Source organism: Haloarchaeobius iranensis, from assembly GCF_900103505.1.
Lineage (GTDB): Archaea > Halobacteriota > Halobacteria > Halobacteriales > Natrialbaceae > Haloarchaeobius > Haloarchaeobius iranensis.
On record NZ_FNIA01000014.1, the window covers coordinates 49,229 to 69,340 of the forward strand.

At 69.0% G+C, this 20,112-nt stretch carries 19 protein-coding genes; 10 read left to right on the forward strand and 9 right to left on the reverse strand.

What is annotated here, in order from left to right:
* The first annotated feature begins 4 nt into the window (after positions 1-4).
* A complete protein-coding gene (locus tag BLT27_RS12690) occupies positions 5-1,858 on the forward strand; it encodes a right-handed parallel beta-helix repeat-containing protein (RefSeq protein WP_089734453.1) in 1,854 nt (617 codons plus the stop codon).
* A 31-nt stretch (positions 1,859-1,889) separates the two neighbouring features.
* On the opposite strand, the gene BLT27_RS12695 is transcribed toward BLT27_RS12690, so the two are convergent.
* A complete protein-coding gene (locus tag BLT27_RS12695) occupies positions 1,890-2,537 on the reverse strand; it encodes a hypothetical protein (protein ID WP_089734455.1) in 648 nt (215 codons plus the stop codon).
* Positions 2,538-3,056: 519 nt separating this feature from the next.
* Between BLT27_RS12695 and BLT27_RS12700 the strand changes: the two genes are divergently transcribed.
* Genes BLT27_RS12700 through BLT27_RS12715 form a run of 4 tightly spaced genes read left to right on the forward strand, consistent with a single transcriptional unit; the run spans position 3,057 to position 5,934 of the window.
* Positions 3,057-4,229, forward strand: a complete 1,173-nt coding sequence (locus BLT27_RS12700) for a hypothetical protein (RefSeq protein ID WP_089734457.1) — start codon at positions 3,057-3,059, stop codon at positions 4,227-4,229.
* The gene (locus tag BLT27_RS12705) at positions 4,229-5,386 is read left to right on the forward strand and encodes a signal peptidase I (RefSeq protein ID WP_089734459.1); all 1,158 of its coding nucleotides are present in this window, start codon (positions 4,229-4,231) and stop codon (positions 5,384-5,386) included. The genes BLT27_RS12700 and BLT27_RS12705 overlap by 1 nt, the downstream gene beginning before the upstream one ends.
* The gene (locus BLT27_RS12710; protein WP_089734461.1) at positions 5,387-5,758 is read left to right on the forward strand and encodes a hypothetical protein; all 372 of its coding nucleotides are present in this window, start codon (positions 5,387-5,389) and stop codon (positions 5,756-5,758) included.
* Complete coding sequence (locus BLT27_RS12715) at positions 5,755-5,934, forward strand: hypothetical protein (protein ID WP_089734463.1); 180 nt, start codon at positions 5,755-5,757, stop codon at positions 5,932-5,934. Before BLT27_RS12710 ends, BLT27_RS12715 begins: the two co-directional genes overlap by 4 nt.
* Position 5,935: 1 nt before the next feature.
* Here BLT27_RS12715 and BLT27_RS12720 read toward each other — a convergent pair whose 3' ends face one another.
* The gene (locus BLT27_RS12720) at positions 5,936-8,062 is read right to left on the reverse strand and encodes a histidine kinase N-terminal 7TM domain-containing protein (protein ID WP_089734465.1); all 2,127 of its coding nucleotides are present in this window, start codon (positions 8,060-8,062) and stop codon (positions 5,936-5,938) included.
* A 139-nt stretch (positions 8,063-8,201) separates the two neighbouring features.
* Here BLT27_RS12720 and BLT27_RS12725 point away from each other — a divergent pair, with 139 nt between their 5' ends.
* Positions 8,202-9,056 carry an SDR family oxidoreductase gene (locus tag BLT27_RS12725; RefSeq protein WP_089734467.1) on the forward strand — a complete coding sequence of 285 codons (855 nt, stop codon included), beginning with the start codon at positions 8,202-8,204 and terminating at the stop codon, positions 9,054-9,056.
* A gap of 13 nt (positions 9,057-9,069) precedes the next feature.
* Here the strand turns inward: BLT27_RS12725 and BLT27_RS12730 are convergent, their stop codons facing one another.
* Positions 9,070-9,273 (reverse strand): hypothetical protein, encoded by a 204-nt coding sequence (locus tag BLT27_RS12730; protein ID WP_089734469.1) that lies wholly within the window; start codon positions 9,271-9,273, stop codon positions 9,070-9,072.
* A gap of 105 nt (positions 9,274-9,378) precedes the next feature.
* On the opposite strand from BLT27_RS12730, the gene BLT27_RS12735 reads away from it, so the two are divergent.
* Both BLT27_RS12735 and BLT27_RS12740 read left to right on the forward strand, forming a co-directional pair.
* A complete protein-coding gene (locus BLT27_RS12735) occupies positions 9,379-9,729 on the forward strand; it encodes a DUF7979 domain-containing protein (RefSeq protein WP_089734470.1) in 351 nt (116 codons plus the stop codon).
* A 173-nt stretch (positions 9,730-9,902) separates the two neighbouring features.
* Positions 9,903-10,565 (forward strand): AIM24 family protein, encoded by a 663-nt coding sequence (locus BLT27_RS12740; protein ID WP_089734472.1) that lies wholly within the window; start codon positions 9,903-9,905, stop codon positions 10,563-10,565.
* 49 nt (positions 10,566-10,614) lie between these two features.
* Here BLT27_RS12740 and BLT27_RS12745 read toward each other — a convergent pair whose 3' ends face one another.
* From BLT27_RS12745 to BLT27_RS12755, 3 genes are read right to left on the reverse strand one after another with little or no spacing between them, the layout of a single operon-like run.
* Complete coding sequence (locus tag BLT27_RS12745; RefSeq protein WP_089734474.1) at positions 10,615-11,622, reverse strand: metal ABC transporter permease; 1,008 nt, start codon at positions 11,620-11,622, stop codon at positions 10,615-10,617.
* Positions 11,619-12,359, reverse strand: coding sequence for a metal ABC transporter ATP-binding protein (locus tag BLT27_RS12750; protein WP_089734476.1), 741 nt, complete (start codon positions 12,357-12,359; stop codon positions 11,619-11,621). The genes BLT27_RS12745 and BLT27_RS12750 overlap by 4 nt, the downstream gene beginning before the upstream one ends.
* Positions 12,359-13,363, reverse strand: a complete 1,005-nt coding sequence (locus tag BLT27_RS12755; protein ID WP_089734477.1) for a metal ABC transporter substrate-binding protein — start codon at positions 13,361-13,363, stop codon at positions 12,359-12,361. The genes BLT27_RS12750 and BLT27_RS12755 overlap by 1 nt, the downstream gene beginning before the upstream one ends.
* A 123-nt stretch (positions 13,364-13,486) precedes the next feature.
* On the opposite strand from BLT27_RS12755, the gene BLT27_RS12760 reads away from it, so the two are divergent.
* The gene (locus tag BLT27_RS12760) at positions 13,487-14,329 is read left to right on the forward strand and encodes a hypothetical protein (protein WP_089734480.1); all 843 of its coding nucleotides are present in this window, start codon (positions 13,487-13,489) and stop codon (positions 14,327-14,329) included.
* A 397-nt stretch (positions 14,330-14,726) separates the two neighbouring features.
* Positions 14,727-15,857, forward strand: coding sequence for a methyltransferase (locus BLT27_RS12765; RefSeq protein WP_089734481.1), 1,131 nt, complete (start codon positions 14,727-14,729; stop codon positions 15,855-15,857).
* A 10-nt stretch (positions 15,858-15,867) separates the two neighbouring features.
* Here BLT27_RS12765 and BLT27_RS12770 read toward each other — a convergent pair whose 3' ends face one another.
* From BLT27_RS12770 to BLT27_RS12780, 3 genes are all read right to left on the reverse strand, one after another.
* On the reverse strand, positions 15,868-17,370 hold the full coding sequence (locus BLT27_RS12770) for a carboxypeptidase M32 (protein WP_089734484.1): 1,503 nt from the start codon (positions 17,368-17,370) through the stop codon (positions 15,868-15,870).
* Positions 17,371-17,598: 228 nt separating this feature from the next.
* Positions 17,599-18,813, reverse strand: coding sequence for an ABC transporter substrate-binding protein (locus BLT27_RS12775; RefSeq protein ID WP_089734486.1), 1,215 nt, complete (start codon positions 18,811-18,813; stop codon positions 17,599-17,601).
* Complete coding sequence (locus BLT27_RS12780) at positions 18,810-20,057, reverse strand: ABC transporter substrate-binding protein (RefSeq protein WP_089734488.1); 1,248 nt, start codon at positions 20,055-20,057, stop codon at positions 18,810-18,812. The genes BLT27_RS12775 and BLT27_RS12780 overlap by 4 nt, the downstream gene beginning before the upstream one ends.
* Positions 20,058-20,112 lie beyond the last annotated feature (55 nt).

Genomic DNA, 20,112 nt, shown 5'->3' on the forward strand with positions numbered 1-20,112 from the left:
TCAGATGAAGAAAAACGGTATCGAACTATCGCGGCGGACGATACTGGTCGGTGCCGCCACTGTCGGGGTGGCGGGTGCCGGCGCTGGTATCGGGACGAGCGCACTGTTCTCGGACAACGAGGGGTTCGTGGGGAACGAGCTCCTCGCCGGACAGCTGGACCTCGTGGTCGACTACTTCACCGACCACGACCAGGGCTCGTTCGACGCGGGAGCCGGCCAGGGCGAGGTGAACGGCGACGGCGAAGCCGAGTACACGTACGCCGCCGAGGACGTCAAACCGGGCGACAGCGGGACGCTGGTCTTCTGCCCGAAGCTCGTCGACAACGACGGCTGGCTCTGGGTCGGCAGTGACGGCGTCGTCGACTACGAGAACGGCCGGACCGAGCCCGAGGCCGACGTGGACCCGTCGGGCGGTGGGAGCGCTGGCGACCCGAACGATGGTGCCGGCGCCGGCGAGCTGAGCGACGTGGTCGAGGTCGACCTCGCGTACTGCGCGGACGTCAGCATCGACGGTGACGCGGTCCAGATCGGCACCGTCGTCCGCGAGTTCGACAACCCGGACGGCTACAGCCTCGCCGACCTGGCGAAGGACATGGAAAGCGGGGTCCTGCTGGACGGCGACGGCACCGGCTCGACGGCGGACCCCTACCCGGGCTCGCCTGACGGCGACACCCAGACCGGGCCCTGTCTCTGCGTCGAGTGGACCGTCCCGACGGACGTCGGAAACGAGATACAGACCGATGCGGTCGCGTTCGATTTCACCTTCGCGGCGGTCCAGGCCAGACACAACGGCGAGCCGGCGAACCCGTTCGTCGACATCATGGTCGGCGACGGCTTCGACTACGGAACCATCCAGGCCGCCGTAGACGCTGCGAGCGCCGGCGACGTCGTCGGCGTCGCGGATGGGAGCTACAGCGAATCGGTCACCGTCGGCACCGAGGGCCTCACCCTGACGTCGGCACGGGGCGCGATGCCCACCATCGAGGGACCGGGCACGGGTTCGTCGGCGACCGTCACCGTCACGGCCGACGGCGTCACCGTCGACGGGTTCGAGGTGACCAACCCCGGCGGGCTGCTCGGCGTGAAGGTCGGCGATGGAATCGACGACGCGACGGTCTGCAACAACCTCATCAGGGACGTCGGGCCGACGGGCAGCCTCGGCGTGACGGGCATCATCGTCGGCCAGGGCGACCACCGGAACGTCAGCATCGTCGGGAACACCGTCGAGGACCTGTTCCAGGACGACGACGGGAGCTTCGCGACCCTGAACGGGATACTGTTCGACGCGGACAACAGCAGCCCGGGCACAATTACCGACGTCCGGGTCGAGCGCAACGTGCTCCAGGACCTCGAGAGCACGACCGCGCCACTTGGTATCGTCGTCCAGCACGACGTGGCGTCGATGGACATCGCGGACAACGTCATCTCCGGGCTGACCGCCGACAACTCGCTCGGCCCCGGCAGCTACACCACGTTCGCACAGGGCCTCAGCGTCGACTCGACCGCCATCACTGGCATGCGGTTCGTCGGCAACTTCGTCGAGGACGTCGTCAGCGAGGACGGTTTCTTCGGCGAGGCCATCAAGCTGGAGCCCGGCGCCGCGGTCGACGGCATCACCGTCGCCGGGAACGATCTGCTGTCGGCTATCGGGCTCAACAACGCCAACGGTGGCAACCCGACCGTCACTGCCGGGAACAACTACTGGGGCGACGCGGGCGGCCCGCTGGTCATCGTGAACAACGACGACGACGGCGACGTCCCCACCAGCGGTGCCGGGAACGTCGACCTCGGGACCGTGACCGAGAGTGCTGTGACCGAGAACGTCGACTTCGACCCGTCGTCCGGACCGACCGCGTAGCCGTCCTCCCCCGACGACTACCCCCTTCTCCTCAGTCGGACGCGACGGTCGTCGCGGTCCGGTGCTCCTGCAGAATGCGCTCGAAGTACGGCGTCATGACCTGCTGGGCCTGCTCCCACTCCCTGGTGTCGTGCAGCTCGACGCCGAGCAGGTACCGTGCGGGCTCGGGCCCGTAGCCGGACTGCCCGTAGCGAGGCTTGTCGGGGTAGTCCGGTTCCTGGAGCGCGGCACGGTACTCGTGGAGCTGTGCGCGCTTCATCGGCGTCCAGTAATCGCCGCCTACCTTGTGCCGCCGCCACGCGACGGTGCTCTGCTCGGCGTACCGGGCGTCCATGTCGACCAGCGACGCCCGACGGGCGAACGCCGCCCGCACGTCGCTCCAGTCGGCCCTGGCGAGGGTCGCGTCGTCGATCTCGCCGTCCACCATACAGGCACGCTCCACCTCGTCCTTGGCCCAGAGCGCATCGACGTACGCGACGGCCGCCCGTCGCGCGGTCTCCTCCGAGACGTGCTGGAACTGTACCGTGTCGACCGCGGCGAAGGCCTCGACCGCTTGCTCGCGTTCGCGGTCGTCGTGGTGCTTGAAGCCGAGACAGAGCTGCCTCGCCAGCCGTCGTGCGTTCGTCCGGACCTCGTTCGGTTCTACTCCGTCGTCCGCTCGCTCGTGGGGGGTCGCCATCCGTCGGCCGAGATATGGCCGTATGATTAAAATACTTAATTTTAGCTTCCCAATCGGTCCGTCACGATATAATCCGTCGTTAGATGCTCTTGGGCCGGATTACCACGGTTTCGCGTCGTGCGTTTTCTCGCCCCGCAATCAGACCAGTCGAGGCGCGACGACGACGGTCGACGGGTCCGGGCCAGCGAGTAGTCCGGGGTGGTTTGGTGAAGCGTACCCGCCCGTCGACGGGGACACCCGACCCTGAGCGTGACGGCGTCGTGTCGCATGGCAACGAACACGGAGCGAGACGAGAAACGTCCGGTTAGCGCGACACAGGAGCCTGGTACTGGATTCGTATGCGCTCGTTGCTCCCCGGTACGTCGCTCATTCATATCCCCCTACATCTGGTACCTGATAACACGAATGAGCCCGTCCGGTGGGGACCGAACGGGCAGGGGGGACACCTGTGAATCCAGGTATATCAGACGACGAAAGTCGCACGCGCTGGACAGCACACCTCGCGGAGGGTGAGACGCCGTGAGCCGCGACCGAGCCTCGTTGAGCCGGCGGCGGCTCCTCGGGAGCGTCGGCACTGTCGGTGCGCTGAGCGGTGTCGCTGGCGTCGGGACGTGGGCACTCTTCGAGGACGGCGAGACGTTCGCCGCTTCGGTGGATGCCGGCGAGGTCGGCGTGAGCATCGGCTGCGACAGCTGTCCGACCGAGGGCGATAGCGTATCGTTCGGCCTCGACGGGCTCGAACCCGGCGATGAGAGAATCGACGAAAGTGCCGAGACGTTCACCGTGACTGCCGACGCGAACCCGGTTCGGGTGTGGCTCCGGACGAACTGTCCGGACCCGGTCGATCCGCTCGGCGATGCCGTCGAGGTACGGCTGTCCCGAGACCCCGACTGCGATGGAAGCGGGACCACACAGATGTATCCGTCCGAGGACGGCTCGTGGAGAACACTGAACGAGTTCCGGTCTGACCTCCGTGGCGGACTGCGACTCGACAATCTCGGCGGCGAGCCGTGTCTCGACGGCACGCTCTGCTTGGACCTCGAGTACAGGCTGCCCGAGGACGCGACGTGGGCCAATGACCTCTCGACCGAGCTGACGTTCGAGGTCGCCGCGGAGCAGTGCCGCCACGTCCCCGAAGACAGCGTCACGTCGCCGCCGTTTCCGCCCTCCGACTGCCGGGAACTGGACTGCCCCTACTGCGTCGAACTCGGCAAACTCGAGGTCGGCGAGGACGACCTGCTCCCCCCGGGTGTCTACGACTTCACCGAGCTCTGTCCGCAGTTCGCCGACGACGGGACGGCTTACAAGCTGGAAGTCCTCGAAGCGACCAACAAGGAGGACGACGACGGCAGCCAGGAGACGGTCTGTGCCAGAGTCCGGCTGCTGGCCGGGGAGGACGAGGACGCGCTCGAGGAGGCAAACGCACCACCGATCTGTTCGGTCGCGGTCAAGGGCAGCCAGACAACCGAAACTTACGATGTCGACCCGGCGTCGACCCGCACCCGAGGAGACGTCTGCACGGGGAAACTGGACGAGGGAACCGAAGCCGGCGGCCTTTCGGCGATCAGCAACATCGTCGTGTCAGTTTGTTCTGAGAACGACACCGGCGACTGTTTCGGGCCACCAGACAGTCCGGGTGGGTCACCTCGCCAGGACGAAACGAGTGAGCAGCGCGTCGGGGTGAGCGACTGATGGTGGACAAACGCCGCATCGCACACGCCATCGGGCTACTCGCGCTGGTCGTGGTCGTCGTTCCGTTCGTCGTCTACGCGTTCCCGTCGGCGGTCGGCGCGGACCACAGCTTCGTCGTGCTCTCGGGCAGCATGGAGCCCGATATCGCCCCCGGCGACGTCGTCATCGTCGACGAAGGGTCGACCGAGGCCATCGAGGAGGGCGACATCATCACGTTCGTCCGCAGCGAGGGTGACAAGCCGGTGACCCACCGGGTCGTCGGGGTCGAGGAGCGCGGTGACACCACGGTGTTCACGACCAAGGGCGACGCCAACGAGGACGTCGACAGCCAACCGGTGCCCGCCGGGAACGTCATCGGCGAAGTGAGCGTCACCATCCCGTACATCGGACACGTCATCCAGTTCGCCCAGCGGCCGGTCGGCTTCGTCGCCCTCGTGCTCCTCCCGCTCGGGCTCCTCGGGCTCTCGGAGGTCTGGACCATCGTCCGGAAGCAGCGCGGCGACGGAGGAGCTGACGGCGCGGGTGACGGGACCGTCGCGACGGCAGCGACCGCCACCAGCGACCCGACGGTGGCCGATACCAGCACGGACGACGACGGCGAAATCACGCTCACGGCGACGGACCTCACGCTCGCGACGGGTATCCTCCTGCTGGTGGCACCGTACACCGTGTGGGTCGCCCTCCAGCTCCGGAACCCCGTGACGTTCACCGCCGCCTTCGCCGCCATCTTCTCGTTCGTCGGCGTCGCCGGGCTCTGGCTCACCGCGCGGGGCGGCGACGCGGACCAGTCGAGCGGCGCGCCGGACGACGACGACGGCTGGGAAGACGGCGACGTCCTGGAGGACAGCGCCGACGCGTTCGACGACGACTGGGCGCTCGATGAGTCCGACGGGACCTTCACGTTCGACGACACGGGCGGTGACGGCTTCGCCGAGGAGTTCGACGGTGCGTTCGGTGACGGTACCGAGGCGACAGCCGACGCGGTCGGCGCGCCCACCGACGGGAGCGGACCGACTGCCGGCGTGACCGCGGACGACGCCGGCGAGGGTGACGCGCCCGGTGACGACGGGTTCTTCGACGACCCGACGCCCGAGAGCGGGTCGACGGGTGCCGACGTGTTCGACGACACGGCCGGCAGTACGGAGGAGGTGGACTGAATGGACCGAAACGTTCTCTTCGCACTCGCCTGCACCGCGCTGCTGATCTCGGCCGCGTACCTCGCCGGCTTCGGGACCGTCGCGACGTTCACCGACTCGGCGACCGTCAGCGGCAACGTCGCGAGCGCGGAGAACTTCGACGGCTCGTTGACGGTCGTCGACGCCGTGGCGAACGAGCAGTCGACCGGCGGCGAGGACGACTGCACAGCCGAGCAGGACGCGGGCGGGAACACGAACGACGGCGGTGCCGCGAACGCGCAGGACGGCGGCGGCCTCACGGACTGCGGCGGCACCGGCGGCAACGGCGGCACCGACGGCGGTCGCTACGTCGCACCCGCGGCCCGGCCACTCACGGTGGGAGGACGGGGATGAACCCACCGTCCCGACGGTCTGACCCCCCACCCAACGACGAGGACGAGACGCAGCGGGGGAGCGTCCCCGTCGTACTGCTCGGGTTGTTGCTCCAGATCGACAAACGAATCGTGGTGATACTGCTGTGGCTGTTGCTCATCGCCGCGGTGCTGTACGGGCTCCTCGTCGGCGCGTGACTCAGTCGTCGGGGGCGTCGCCGTTGCGGTTCACGTGTGCCGAGACGACCTTCGAGAGCGACTTCCGGAGGTGACTGTGGAACGTCGAGGAGGCGATCTCCATGGCGTCGGCGATCTCCTCGGCCGTGCTCTCGCGCGGCCAGTCGAAGTAGCCGGCGTTGTGCGCGGCGACGACGGCCTCCCGCTGCCGGTCGGTCAACTCCTCGATCGGGGCGGTCCGTCCCTCGTCCTCCGCCGCCGGTGGACGCTCGCGTTTCGACTGCAGGCTCACCGGCCCGACGACGTCATCGAGCGCCTCCGTCAGCTCCCGAACGGCGTTCCCGGTCGCGGTCTCGGCGACGAACGTGAGCCGCCCGTCGTGTGCGGTGGCCTCACCGAGGCGTGCGCCCCGGGCGGTCACGACACCGAGTGCGGACGGCCCACGGAGGCGCACTTCGACGGTGCCGCGGTTGGGAACCTGTCGAACCCGCTCGACCTCGTCGGCGTCGGCGAACGTGTCGGCGACCGCCTCGAGGTCGTCGCAGTCCTCGACGTCGACGTAACACAGCAGTCCGGAGTCCTCGACCGGCACGGTCCCTTCGACGGTGAGCGTACAGTCGTGGGCGTCGCTGACCCGGGCGAGGGGTGACCCCTCGGCCGGCACCTGGTAGGTGAGTGCGACGAGGCTGTCAGACAGCAGTGTCTCGCGTGTCTCGATGGCGTGCAGCGCCATGCCGACGCTGGCACAGAGCTCCTCGAGGACTGTCAGCTCGTGGTCGTCGAACGCCTCCTCGCGGTCGCTCTCGACGACGAGCGCACCGTAACCGACGGACGCGAAGTCGATGGGGACCGTCGCGCGCATCCGGCCGCCGTCCGTCGCCTCGACGGTCGTCTCCGGCACGCTCTCGTCACGGATGGTCGGATGCACGTACCACGGCGTGGTCGCGAGCCGGTTCGTGACCCCGTCGAGGAGTTCGGGTCGGGACTGCGCGCGGACGATGCTCGTGAGCACGCTCCGGATGGACTGGTTGATGGCGTCCAGCTCGCGGAGCTCGGTGCGCTGGCGCTCGAGTTCGTCCTGCCTGCGCTCCAGTTCGGCGAGCCGTCGTTCGCGCTCGGTCACGTCGTGGAGCAGGTACGCGGTGCCGACGGAGCGGCCGCGACCGTCCTCGACGGGCGAGGCCGAGACCTCGAACTGGCGGTCGTCGACGGTGATGAGCGCGGGCTCGCCACCCGGTTGGGGGCGTTCCGGCAGCAGCGCCTCGATGGTGACCCCGACGAGGCCGCTCCCGCGGTCCGTCTCGGGCGTCGAGGGCACCGAGAGCACGTCGCGGGCGACCTGGTTGTCGGTGACGATGGTCCCGTCCCTGTCGGTGATGAGGACGGGGTCGTTGAGCGTCCCCAGCGCGGAGGTGCGGCCGAGCTGGAGGATGGAGGGTGGCCGCTCGAACAGGTCGTGCTCGAAGACGGCGATGGCGAACGCGAGCCCGGTGATGCTGAACGCGTAGGGCGTCATGTCCAGCCCCTCGTAGATCGCGTAGCCGAGTACCGAGAGCAGGTTCGCGACGGTGGGCGTCCCGATACCGACGATGAGCACCGCACTCGCCGCGGAGAACGACTGCTCGGAGCGACGGACGGTGTACAGCAACAGGGAGACGCTGCCGCCGAGCAGCAGGTAGGTGTAGAGCAGGTTGATGCGGTACCACGGCCCCTGCTGCTGGGTGGCGACGTTCACGCCGTCGACGACGCGGAAGCTCCAGTCCCGCCAGATGAGGGGATGGTACTGGCTCGTCCAGACGAGCACCAGCGTCACCACCGGGACGATGCACAAGCCCGCGACGACGGCGGGGCGCTGGAGCTCCTCGAACCCGGTGTACTCGGCGAAGAAGAGCAGGACGAACACGGGTGCGAGGACGATACCGAACCACTGGAGCTGCTCGAAGAACAGTCGAAGACCGTACTGGTCGGCGGGTGTCAACAACGCGGCGGCGTAGCCGGCGCTCCAGACGCTCGCGACGGCCATCATCCCGGTGAACGGTGTCGCACCGGGGCGGCCACGGTTTCGCCAGCCCACGACCGCGAGCCACGTCGTCAGGAGCGCGGAGAGTCCGAGCAACGAGACGTGGAACGCCGCAGCCACACCCACCATCTATCGTCTAAACCGTATACCACGCCCAAGTGATAGGGTTTGTGATACGTGCGGTCTCGAAAATAACGCCGGCCGTACAAGAAGACACGTTAACATATCAACCGCCGGCTATACCGTGGTTCGCCGTGCAGTCGCTCCCATGACGGCAACCGACGGGAGCGTCGAACCGCCGACGCTGACAGGCGACGACGTCCTGCGAATCGACGACGCCGACTTCGACGCCGACCGCGTCGCACTCGTGACTGGGGCGGCATCGGGCATCGGCCGCGCCACGTCGCTGGTGCTGGCTGCGAACGGACTGACGGTGGTCGCGACGGACGTCGACGAGGAGGGCCTCGTGGGCACCCGCGAGCGCGGCACCGAACTCGGCTTCCCGGGCGAGATACACCCCGAGCCCGCCGACATCACCGACGACGACCACCTCGAGGGCGTCGTCGAAGCGGCCGCCGGCTACGGCGACCTCGCGTATCTCGCGAACATCGCCGGGATGCAGCACATCTCGCCGCTGGACGAGTTCCCGATGGACGTGTACGACACCATGCACGAGGTGATGCTCCGCGCGCCCGTCTACCTCTCGAAACTCGTCCTCCCACACCTCCGCGAGAGCGGCGGCTGCGTCGGCAACATGGCGTCGGTCCACGGGCACTACGTCACCGCCGACAAGGTCGCCTACAACGTCGCCAAGTTCGGGCTCCGGGGGCTCACGCAGTCCATCGCCGCCGAGGGCGCGGGGACGGTCCGGTCGTTCTCGGTCAGCACCGGCTACGTGAAGACGCCGCTCGTCACCGACCAGATTCCGGATACGGCGGAGCAGCGCGGCATCTCAGTGCAGGAGGTCGTCGAGGACGTGATGCTCGGCCAGTCGCGGACGAAGGAGATGATGGAACCCGTCGACGTCGGCAACCTGTTCGCGTTCGGCTTCTCGAAGCACGCCCACCACCTCAACGGCGGTGACCTGCTGTTCGACGGCGGGATGACGCTGACGTACGAGTAGTGGGGACTCGCGGTCAGTTCCGGCGGACCAGGACGAGGGCGTACGCGAGCAGGGCGACGCCGCCACCCAGGTAGACCAGCGGCGGCAGCGTCCACGCGATGGTGTCCGTCAGGTTGCCGACCCCGAGAACGAGCAACCCGACTCCCAGCCCGAACTGGAGGGCGACCCGAACTCGATGGCGGCGTCCTCCACTCGTTCCAGCTTCGGAGCCCGTCATACCTCGTGTATCGTCGCTGACCCGTATAAATCACTGCCGTCGAGCGATAGCCGAGGAGAAAGTACTTGCCTGGCGACTGTATCAGATATCAGATACAGATTCGTCATGGTCGACATAGACGCCGTCCTGACGGTGCTCGCAGTGGTCCTCCTCTCGGCCGCCGCGCTCGTCGGCGGACTGTTCGTCTTCGCGACGGTCGACCCCGGCCCGTCGCCGGCCGACGACCCGGGCGTACAGCACGTCCTGGTCAACGAGGTGGAGTCGCCCGAGAACCGCAGCGTCCTCCAGTTCGAGACCCTCTCGGCCGAACAGCAGCGCGAGTTCCGGCGCGTGCTGAACGCCTCCGACCGGGCCCTCGCGTTGCCGAAACCGGTCGAGCTCGAATCCATCGACAGCCACCGCTTCTACATCGAGTACGAGGGGACGCTGTACGACATCTCGTTCCCGACGCCGTAGCCGGCGATAGTCCCGAAAGATAACTTTCCTGATTTTTCTCCCGAGATTCGCTCTCGGGTTTCAGGCCGTACACACCAACCGAGACCGGTCTGAATCACACAAACAGGAGACTCATATAACATGAACGATGTATGTACTCGAGAGATGCGTCGGTCGCGTCTCGGTGACTCTCAATGGACCTCGACGAATTCAAGACACGGAACGCACCGAAAGAGGGCGGGGACGTCTTCCAGCTGGAGAACTCGAAGCTGCTCGACGTGAACGTCGACGGCACCGTCATGGCGAAGGCGGGGGCGATGGTCGCCTACGAGGGCGACATCTCCTTCGAGCAGAAGTCCAGCGGCGGCCTGACCGGCATGATAAAGAAGAAGGCGACGGGCGAGGGCTCGACGATGATGAAGGCCAGCGGCAACGGCCAGCTCTACCTCGCGGACGACGGCAAGAACGTCCAGATAATCGAACTCGACCCCGGCGAGGAGATCAGCGTCAACGGCAACGACGTGCTCGCGTTCGAGGAGCGCGTCGGCTGGGACATCAAGACCATCAGCAGCATCAGCGGCGCGAGCGCCGGCGGGATGTTCAACCTCTTCCTCGAGGGCCCGGGCTTCGTGGCGATCACGACCCACGGCGACCCGCTCCTGCTGGAGACGCCCGTCCGGACCGATCCGGCTGCGACGGTCGCCTGGAGCGGCAACGTCTCGCCCGGCTCGCACCGCGACGTGAACCTCAAGTCGTTCATCGGGAAGTCCTCCGGCGAGACGTTCCAGCTCGACTTCACCCAGCCCGGCGGCTGGGTCATCGTCCAGCCCTACGAGGAAGTCGGGCCGGAGCAGTAGCTCACAGTCGTCGCTTCGCTTTTCGAACGGCCGTCTGGCGAGCCGGGGGTCAGTCCCGCCCGTCGCCGCCGTCGGCCTCGACCGGCCGGTCGCCGCCCGTCCGCGTCGGCAGCACGGTGACCGTCGACCGGAGCGTCCGCGCGGTGCCCACCGCCGCGTAGACGGCGATGGCGACGAGGATGATGGCACCTCCGGCCGCCACGTCGTAGACGTACGAGAGCGTCGCCCCGGTGACGGTGGCGACCAGTCCGGCGGCGACGGCCGCGACGACGGCCCGCCGGAACCCCCGCATCCAGCCGGCCGTCGCGACCGGAATCACGAGCATACCGGCGACGAGTATCACGCCCAGTATCTGCATCGCAGCGACGACGACGACCGCCGTCAGGACGACGAGCAGCAGGTTGTACCGGCCGACGTTCAGCCCCGCCGCCCGGGCCCCGACCTCGTCGAACGTCGCGTAGAGCAGCGGTCGGTAGGCGACCGTCACGACCACCGTCACCAGTAACGTCATCGCCAGCAGGACACCGAGGCTGCGGCGGGTGACCGTCGCCAGCGAACCGAACAGGTAGCTGTTGATGCCGACGGCGATGCCGCCGTCGGTCGCCGTCACCAGCACGCTCCCGACCGCGAACGAGCCGGTCAGCACGACCGCCATCGAGGTGTCCGAGTACGTGCCGATGCGGTCGACGAGCAGCTGGACGAGCACCGCCGCGACGGCGGCGACGAGCAGCGCGGTCAGCAGCGGCGGCACCGACAGCGCGTACGTCGCGTTGACGAACAGGCCGACGGCGACGCCGGCGAACGCCGAGTGCGCGAGCGTGTCGCCGATCATCGCCATCTCCCGGTGGACCAGGAAGCTCCCGACGAGCGGGGCGATGACGGCGAGACAGACCGCCGCGAGGTACGCGCGCTGCATGAACGGGTAGCCGAGCATCTCGACGCCGGTGAGGGCCGCGAGCACGTCGAGGGCGGTCCCCCACACGTCGTCGAGGACCCAGTCGAGCAGTCCGCTCAGCAGGAGCGGCGGCATGGCCGCGAGCATCGGCACCCCAGTCATGGGTGGTCGTGCGCGAGCACGTGCTGGTCGCCGCCGTAGGCGTCGGCGAGCGCGTCGGTCTCGACGAACGTGTCGGGGTCGCCGTGGAAGAACAGCCGGCGGTTCAGGCAGGCGATCTCGGTGGCGTGGGTCGTCACGACGCCGATGTCGTGCTCGACGAGGATGACAGTGAGCCCGGACGCGTTCAGCTCGGCCAGCAGCTCGTAGAACGCCTCCCGGGACTCGGCGTCGACGCCGACCGTCGGCTCGTCGAGCGCGAGGAGGTCGGCTTCGGCCGCGAGCGTTCGCGCGATGGCGACCCGCTGTTGCTGCCCTCCGGAGAGCCGGTCGACGCGACGGTCGGCCAGGTCGCGGACCCCGACGCGGTCGAGCGCCGACTCGACGGCCCGCCGGTCGTCCGCGGAGAACCGGCCGAACGGGCGGTGCGGGTACCGACCCATGCGGACGGCTTCTCGCACCGTCACCGGCATCCGTCCGCCCGCGTGGGTCGCGTCCTGTGCGACGTAGCCGACGCGCTCGCCGTCGGCGAACGCGTGCGCCGGCTCCCCGAACAGGGAGACGCTGCCGGCGTCGGGGCGGTGCAGCCCGACCAGCAGCTCCAGCAGCGTCGTCTTCCCGGAGCCGTTGGGGCCGACCAGCCCGAGGAACGCCCCGGGTTCGACGGCGAGCGAGACGTCCTCGACGACGGGCGTGTCGCCGTAGGCGAACGTCACGCCGTCGGCCTCGACGACCGCCATCAGCCCTCCAACGCCCGTTCGAGCGTCGGGCGGTTCACGTTCTCGACGACGTCGAGGTAGCTCCAGTCCCGGTCGGCCCAGTCGTCGTGGAGGCCGGGGAGCGCGGTCAGCGGCAGGACCTCGGTCGCGTCGGTCTCCTGGACGAGCTGTTCGGCGGCGCGCTGGGACTCGAGCGGGTCCGCACAGATGTACCGCAGGTCGTGCGTCTCGATGACCTCCTGTGCCCGCTGGATGTCCCGTGCCGTCGGCCGGGAGTCGGGGGAGATGCCGGTGAGCGCCTCGATCTGGAGGCCGTACCGGTCGCCGAGATACTGGAACGCGTCGTGGCCGGCGACGAGGAGCATCCCCTTCGAGCTGTCGGCGACAGTCGCCTCGAGGTCGGCGTGGAGTTCGTCGAGCCGCTCCCGATACGCCGTCGCGTTCGCGTCGTAGGTGTCGGTGTTCCCCGGGTCGACCTCGACCAGCGCCTCGCGGACCGTGTCGACGGCCGTCCGGACCCGGAGCGGGTCGAGCCAGAAGTGCGGGTCGAACTCGCCGCCGTGGCCGTCGTGGTGTTCCTCGTCGTCGTGGTGTTCGGTCTCCGTGTGCTCCTCCCCGTCACCGTGGTCGTGACCCTCGCCGAGCGGGAGCAGGTCGACGTCCGCGCTCGCGTCGACGGTCGCCACCGTGGCGCCGTCGGCGCGCAGGTCGGTCCTGATGTCGTCGACCCAGGGCTGGAACCCCCGCATGCCGTGGACCAGCAGCGACGCGTCGCGGATGGACTCCCGGACGCGCGGCCCGGGCTCCCAGCCGTGGCCGTGCTGGCCGACCGGCACGAGCACGTCGGCGTCCGTCGCGTCGCCGGCGACGGCGGCCGCGACCGCGCCGAAGACGAAGAAGGACGACTGGACACCCTGGTTCTCGGTGTCGCCGCCGGTGTTCAGTCCGTCGAGACAGCCAGCGACGGTGCTGAGCCCCGCCAGACCGGTTCCTGCCAGCACTCGCCGTCGGGTGAGTTCCCGCATATTGCTAAGAACAAAGTAGTATTTAATAAGAATTGTGTTTTCCTCTGTTAGAATTGTTAATCAGGGTCCCGGGTCGTGGGGTACCGTTTTGTCCCCGCCGGCGCAACGACGGACCAGCACTCGATGCACGACCCCCCACCGACGCCGGCGCTGTCCGACGCAGCCGCCGCCCTGCTCGATGGCGGCCACCTCTGGCTCCGCGAGCACGTCACCGGGAGCCCGTTCCGGTTCCAGCTCCAGCCGTCGGGCGTACTCGCCTTCGGCGACGGCGAGCGCGAGTTCGACGCCGACGACGTGCCACTCCCGTACGCCCACGCGGTCCGGCACGTCCGCGAGCACTTCGACCGCGCAGCGTTCCGGGGCTCGGTCGACGACGTGGCGTCGGTGACCTTCGTCGGCGTCGCGGTCGACGGCAGCGGCGTCGCCTACGACTGGTCGCGAACCCCGTCGTTCCTCGGCACCGAGGTGTACGACGGCGACCACGGGGCCGCCCTGCCGCCGGACTCGGTCCAGGCGATCTACGACGGGCTCGGGCTGGCAGCGGCGAACGCGCTCGAGAAGGAGGTTCGCGCGGTCGACTTCGACGCGGACGGGTACGCCTTCCCCGAATCGGACTGGCGCGACGGACCGGTCGCCGGCGTCCTGCTCGCGGACAAGACGGGCCACCGCGCCGTCCTTCGGAACACGGCCGTCGGTGGTGGGGACGGACCCGGAACGGAGGCCGCGACCCCGGCGGCGCTGGTCGAGCGCCACGCCACCGACCGCTGGCTCGACGGCGTGGTCGGCGGCCTCGGCGTGGCGGACGACGAACTCGGCTTCGACCTGCTGTTCGAGCGGGCCGTCGAGGCGCTGGCTCGCGAACAGGTCCGGGCGTTCCGCGACGGCTCCGCCGACACCGACGAGTCCGCGGTCGGGAGCGCGATGGCCGACCGCGTCGAGGCGTATCTGGTCGACAGACGGGAGTAACGCTTTTGCCGTCGGCGGCTCGATTACGGGCCGCATTGAACACGTGCTCGCGGTCGACTCGGGCTCGCGTCGCGGTCTGACGCGAGGGTCGGCCGGCTCGCCGGCTGTGGGCACCGTGACGGGCCGACCGGAAGGGTCGCCGTCCCGCACGGGGTCACGCTGATCGGCACTCAGGTTCGCGCGCCCCGCCAGCGTTGCGTGGACTGTTCTCCCGGTCTCGAACTCGCTAGCGGAGCGCGTGGGACGTTCCGCCCGCCGACCACCGCCGGTCACCATCCACGTCGATGCACGCTACACCCACGATTCGTCCGCAGTTCCGCCAGTCGCACCGCCCGCAGCTTCTCACGACAGCCGTCGCGCTCGCCGCTGGCCCCGAGGCACGGGCCGGAGGTGGCCGATGCCGCTGAGCCGCCACGAGCCGGCCCTCGCTCTCGGCTCCCGCGTCGACCGCGGCCCGTCGCGCTACGAGTTCCACACCGCCGACGGCTGCTGTTCTCCCGACGGGTTCCGCCCCGCGACCCTCGCCCTGCTGGGGGCGTGCTGGGACGAGCGAATCGGCCGCCTGTTGGTCCCGGCGGCGAACTACGGTGTCGTCGGCTGCGTCCTCGCCGGCGTCGCCGACGCGGTCGCGATGACCGAGACGAGCGCCCGCGCCGCCGCCTGCTGCGAGCGCAACGTCGCGGCGAACGGCGTCGACGCGACGGTGTCGACCTGCGCCCAGCCCGCCGACCGCGACGAGGAGTTCGACACCGTCGCCTACGCCCCGAAGCCGTACACCCCGATTGCAGTCGGCAAGCAGCGCGTCGCGAACGCGCTGGCGACGCTCGCCCCCGGCGGCACGCTGTTCGTCGCCGGCACGACGGACACCGGCCTCGGTCGTTACGAGGACTGCCTCGCCGACCTCGCGGGCCGCGTCGAGACGGTCCACGACGGCGATGCACGGGTCGTCACCGCGACCCGACCAGGAACCGTCGACCCGCCCGCGTTCGTCGAGCCACGCGAGTTCTCCGCGACGGTCGACGGCGTCGCCCTCTCGCTCGTCTCCATGCCCGGCACGTTCTCCGCCGGGCACCTCGACCACGGTACCAGGCTGCTGCTGGAGACCGCCACCGTCGAGGACGGCGAGCGCGTCCTCGACCTCTGTTGCGGGTACGGCCCGGTCGGCGCGTACGCCGGGTCCGCCGCCGACTGCGACCTGTGGCTCACCGACGACGACGCCGTGGCGACGGCCTGTGCGGAACGGACGCTCGCTGCATCGGGCGTCGACGGGACGGTCGTCACCGCCGACGCCGTGTCCGGAGTCGCGGACCGGCGCTTCGACCACATCCTCTCGAACCCGCCCACCCACGCCGGCGACGGCGTGCTGTCGGCCCTGTTCTCCGGGATGGCGAGCGTGGTGGCATCCGCTGGCCGCGCGACCGTCGTCCACCACCGGAGCCTGGACCTCTCGCGGCACTTCGGGCGGTTTTCGTCGGTCGAGCGGCTTGCGACCGGCGACGAGCACGTGGTGGTTCGGCTGGAGAAGTAGCGGCCGGCGACTACAGCCCGTACAGTTCCTCGAACTTCTCCCGCGCGTACTCGACGAAGTACGCCGCGGTCAGCGGCTCGCCCGTCGCGACCTCGACCAGCTCCTCGGTCTCGTAGCGCCGGCCGTGCCGGTGGACGTGCTCCGTCATCCACTCGTGGATGGGTTCGAACTCGCCCTCGCGGACGAGGCCGTCGACGTCCAGGTCCTCGCGGATGGCCGCGTCGAGCTGGGCGGCGACGACGCTTCCGAGGGTGTAGCCCTGGAACCCCGCGAAGCCGGAGGCCCAGTGGATGTCCTGCAGGCAGCCCTCGCTGTCGGTGTCGGGGACGACGCCGAGGTAGTCGTCCATCTTCTCGTTCCAGAGTCGGGGAATCTCGTCGACGCCTATCTCGCCCTGCACGAACGCGCGGTCGATCTCGCATCGGAGGATGACGTGCATGTGGTAGGTGAGCTCGTCAGCCTCCACTCGAATGAGGTTCTCCGGGTAGATGCGGTTCGCCGCCTCGTAGGCTTCCTGTGGGGTGAGGTCGTCGTGGCCGTCGAGGTGCTCCTGCAGCGTGGGCAGGAACGCCTCCCAGAACGGCTTCGTGCGGCCGACGTGGTTCTCCCAGAAGCGGGACTGGGACTCGTGGATGCTGTAGCGGGGCTGGCCCATCGGCTCGGCGTAGCGGTCCTGCCGCAGGCCGAGCTGGTAGCTCGCGTGCCCGAACTCGTGGACGGTCGCGGTGAGCGCGTCCATCGGGTCGTCGGGCTTGTACCGCGTGGTGACGCGGGCGTCGAACTGGTTGCCGGCCATGAACGGGTGCGGCGCGCTGTCGAGGCGTCCCCGGTCGCGGTCGTAGCCGAGGAAGTCGAGCGCGGCCGCACAGAGCGCCCGCTGGTCGGCCTCGGGGTACTCGCCCTCGAAGGGGGCTGCGAGGTCGGTGCCCGACTCGCGGATCTCGTCGACCAGCGGCGGAATCTCGGCGCGGAGCGTCTCGAACAGCTCCTCCATGCGCTCGATGGGGAGGGTCGGCTGGCCGTCCTCGTACAGCACCTCGTAGGCGGGCTTCTCGGGGTCGATGTGGCCGGCGCGCTCGACGCTCAGGTCACGCAGTTTCTCCAGGCGCGGCGCGAACGACTCGAAGTCGTCCTCGGCCTTCGCGTCCTGCCAGATCTGCTGGTTCTCGGAGCCGACCTCGGCCAGCTGCTCGACGAGCTCGTCCGGCACCGAGCGGTTGCGCTCGTACTCCCGGCGGATCTCTCGGACTGAAGCCGCCTGCTCGTCGTCGAGCGCCGCGTCCTCGCAGTCGGCGAGCCACCCGCCCACCTCGTCGTCGACGAGGAGCTCGTGGCTGGTCGCCGAGATGGACGAGAGCTGCCTGGCGCGGCCGGGCGCGCCGCCCTCCGGCATCGTCACCTGCTGGTCCCAGTTGAGGAACATCGACGCCTGGCGGAGGTTCGAGACGCGTCGGTAGCGGTCGAGGAGGTCGTCGTAGGCGGCTGGCGGGTCGCTCGCGTCGTCTGTTGACATACCCCGAAGGGGTCGCGCCCGACTCAACAAACTCGGGGAAGCGGAAATCGGGCCGGGTGCCACGCGACGGAAGTGCCGCTACGGCTCGCCGTCGGCTGGTCGTCCCGCCACCCTCGCCGCCGATGCCCGGACAGCCGCCGAGGGTCGCGCCGCCGCGGACCGCGCCGCCGGACCGGGGGTACGCTCTCCGCGTCGGTGCGTCAGTCGCGTCCGTGTCGTCGTGCCGTCTCAGAACTCCCCGTTGACGATGTCCGCGACGCGCTGGCGGTCGAACAGCTCCGCATCGCCGGTCACCTCGCCGAACTCGTCGGGGTACATCTGCTTCGCGGCCCGTTCGGTGAGGAACAGGTTGTGGATCGGTCCCTGGTAGAGGTAGCCGCCGCGGTAGACGCGGCCGTTCTGGACGGCCGTGAGCTCCCGGCCGACCGGGTGGTCCTCCATATACGCGAGGACGGTGTCACGGAACTCCGACGGCGACTTGCGCTCGTGTCCCCGGACGAGCATGACGTCGGGGTCTATCTCCAGCAGGTTCTCGTAGTCGAGCTCGTTGCGGTTCGAGGTGCTGAGGTTCTCGATGTCGGTGCCGGCGAGGGCGTCGGTCACGCCGAGGTCCCGCCACTGCTTCTTGCTCGTGCCGTTGTCGACGAGCCGGTACGGCGAGAACGTCTCCGGCTCGGTCGTCCCTTCGTAGGTGAGGAAGACGCTCGGGCGCTCCTCGGCGGGCGGGAGTCGCGTCTGCAGCCCCGCGACGAACTCGTCGTGGAGCTCGGCGAACGCCGCGTAGCGCTCGCGCTCCTGGAACAGCCCCGCCATCTTCTCGAACGCCTCGTACAGCGTGTAGTAGCGGTAGTCGTGCCAGTCGTCCGAGCGCCGGAAGATGAGGTTCGCGAGGAAGGGGCCGACGTTCGACCGGACCTCCTCGACATCGGCCTGGTCCCACTCGAACCAGTTGACGAGCATCTGCGGGTCGTAGAGGTGGACGTCGGCGTCGATGCCGTAGAACTGCTCCTTCGTCTGGACCTCCGGGTCCGCCTCGAGGGCGTCGCGCGGGACCTCGACGCCGGGTAGTTCGTCGTAGACGTACGTGTAGTACCGGCCAGCGTTCCCGATGCCGGCCAGCCCGTCCGCGTGCCCGAGCGCGACGGCCATGTCGGCGTAGCCGCCGTCGTAGGCGACCCACCTCTCGGGGACGGACTCGAACTCGACCTCGCCGACGGGTGCCATCGAGACCGCGTACGGCTCGGCGTCGTCGCTCGTCGTCGTGCCCTCGTCGGCTGCCGTTGTGGTCGCCGCGTCGGTGACCGTCGGGTCGTCCGGCGGCGTCTCGGTCGGGTCACCACCGCCGTCGCCACCGAGACAGCCCGCGAGCAGCGCGCCGCCAGCCACGGTACCGCCGTAGGTCAGGTACTCCCGTCGCGTCCGGGCGTCCGTGTCGTCGGTCATCCCTCGAACTCACCCCGGACGATGCTCGCGACGCGCTCGCGGTCGAACAGCTGCGCTTCGGCGGGAAGTTCCGGGTAGGGGCCGGACGCGTAGCGCGGCCACTCCCCGAACTCGTCGGGGTAGAGCTGCTTGGCGGTCATCTCCAGCTGGAACAGGTTGAGCACCGGCCCCTGGTACCGTGCGCCCTGTGCGTGGACACGGTCGTCCTGCACGGCGGTGAGCTCCCGTCCGACGGGGTGGTCCAGCAGGTTCTCCCGAACTGCCGCCATGTCCGTGTCCGGATGCATCCCACCTACGCCGAAGAGGACGTCCGGGTCGGCCGCGAGGAGTCCCTCGATGTCGACGGCGTCACCGGATGCGAACTCGTCACCGAACGCGTCACCCACCTCGAACGGTCGCGTGTGTGCGGTGAGAAAGCCGGGGTCGTTGACCTTGTAGACGTATATCTGGTCGACGTCCTGCGGGAGCGCCATCGCCGCTGTCGGCTGCTCGTCGACGGACTGGACTCCACGTTCGATCCGTGCGAGCAACTCGTCGTGGACCGTGGCGAGCGCCTCGTACCGTTCCCGTTCCCGGAACGCGTCCGCCACGATTCCGAACTGCTCCCACAGCGAGTAGTACTCGTACTCCCAGCCCGCCGGCGGCGACTGGTGGCGGTCGCTGAGGGAGTTGCCGAACCAGGGGCCGACGTTCTCGGCGATCTCGTCGAGGTCGTCCCGGCCCCAGTTCCCCAGCTGTACGAGCCACGCCGGGTCCGCGAGGTGGACGTCGCTGTCGAGTTCGAACAGCGTCTCCTTGTCCGGCTGCCAGGAGGAGTACAGGCCCTGCCAGTCGACCGAGACACCGGGGAGCCGTGGGGTGAACTGGTTCCAGAGCGCGTGGTAGTAGTCCGGGGCGTGCATCGCGTTCACGTCGTCACCCCGCCCGAGTGCGAACGCCATCCCGGCGTGATGGGTCAAGCGCGTGAAAACCGACTCGGGCGGCGAGTCGAACGTCACCGCACCCGTCGGCGACAGGGAGACCGTGTACGGGCCGGACTCCACGTCGTCCCCCTCCGTCTCGGTCACTGCCGGGTCGGTCGTCTCGCCCGGGTCGGGCGTGGCCGTGGTCGAATCGCCCGACCGTTCACCGTCGTCGCCGTCACCCAGACAGCCGGCCAGCAGCGCGCCGCCGATTGCCGTGCCGCCGTAGGTCAGGTACTCTCTCCGCGTCGATTCACCGCGCCTGTCGGGAGCGTCCACCATGTCTTTTAGGCCCGCCTAAAAACACAAAACCGTTCCGGTTTTAGGTAGACCTAAA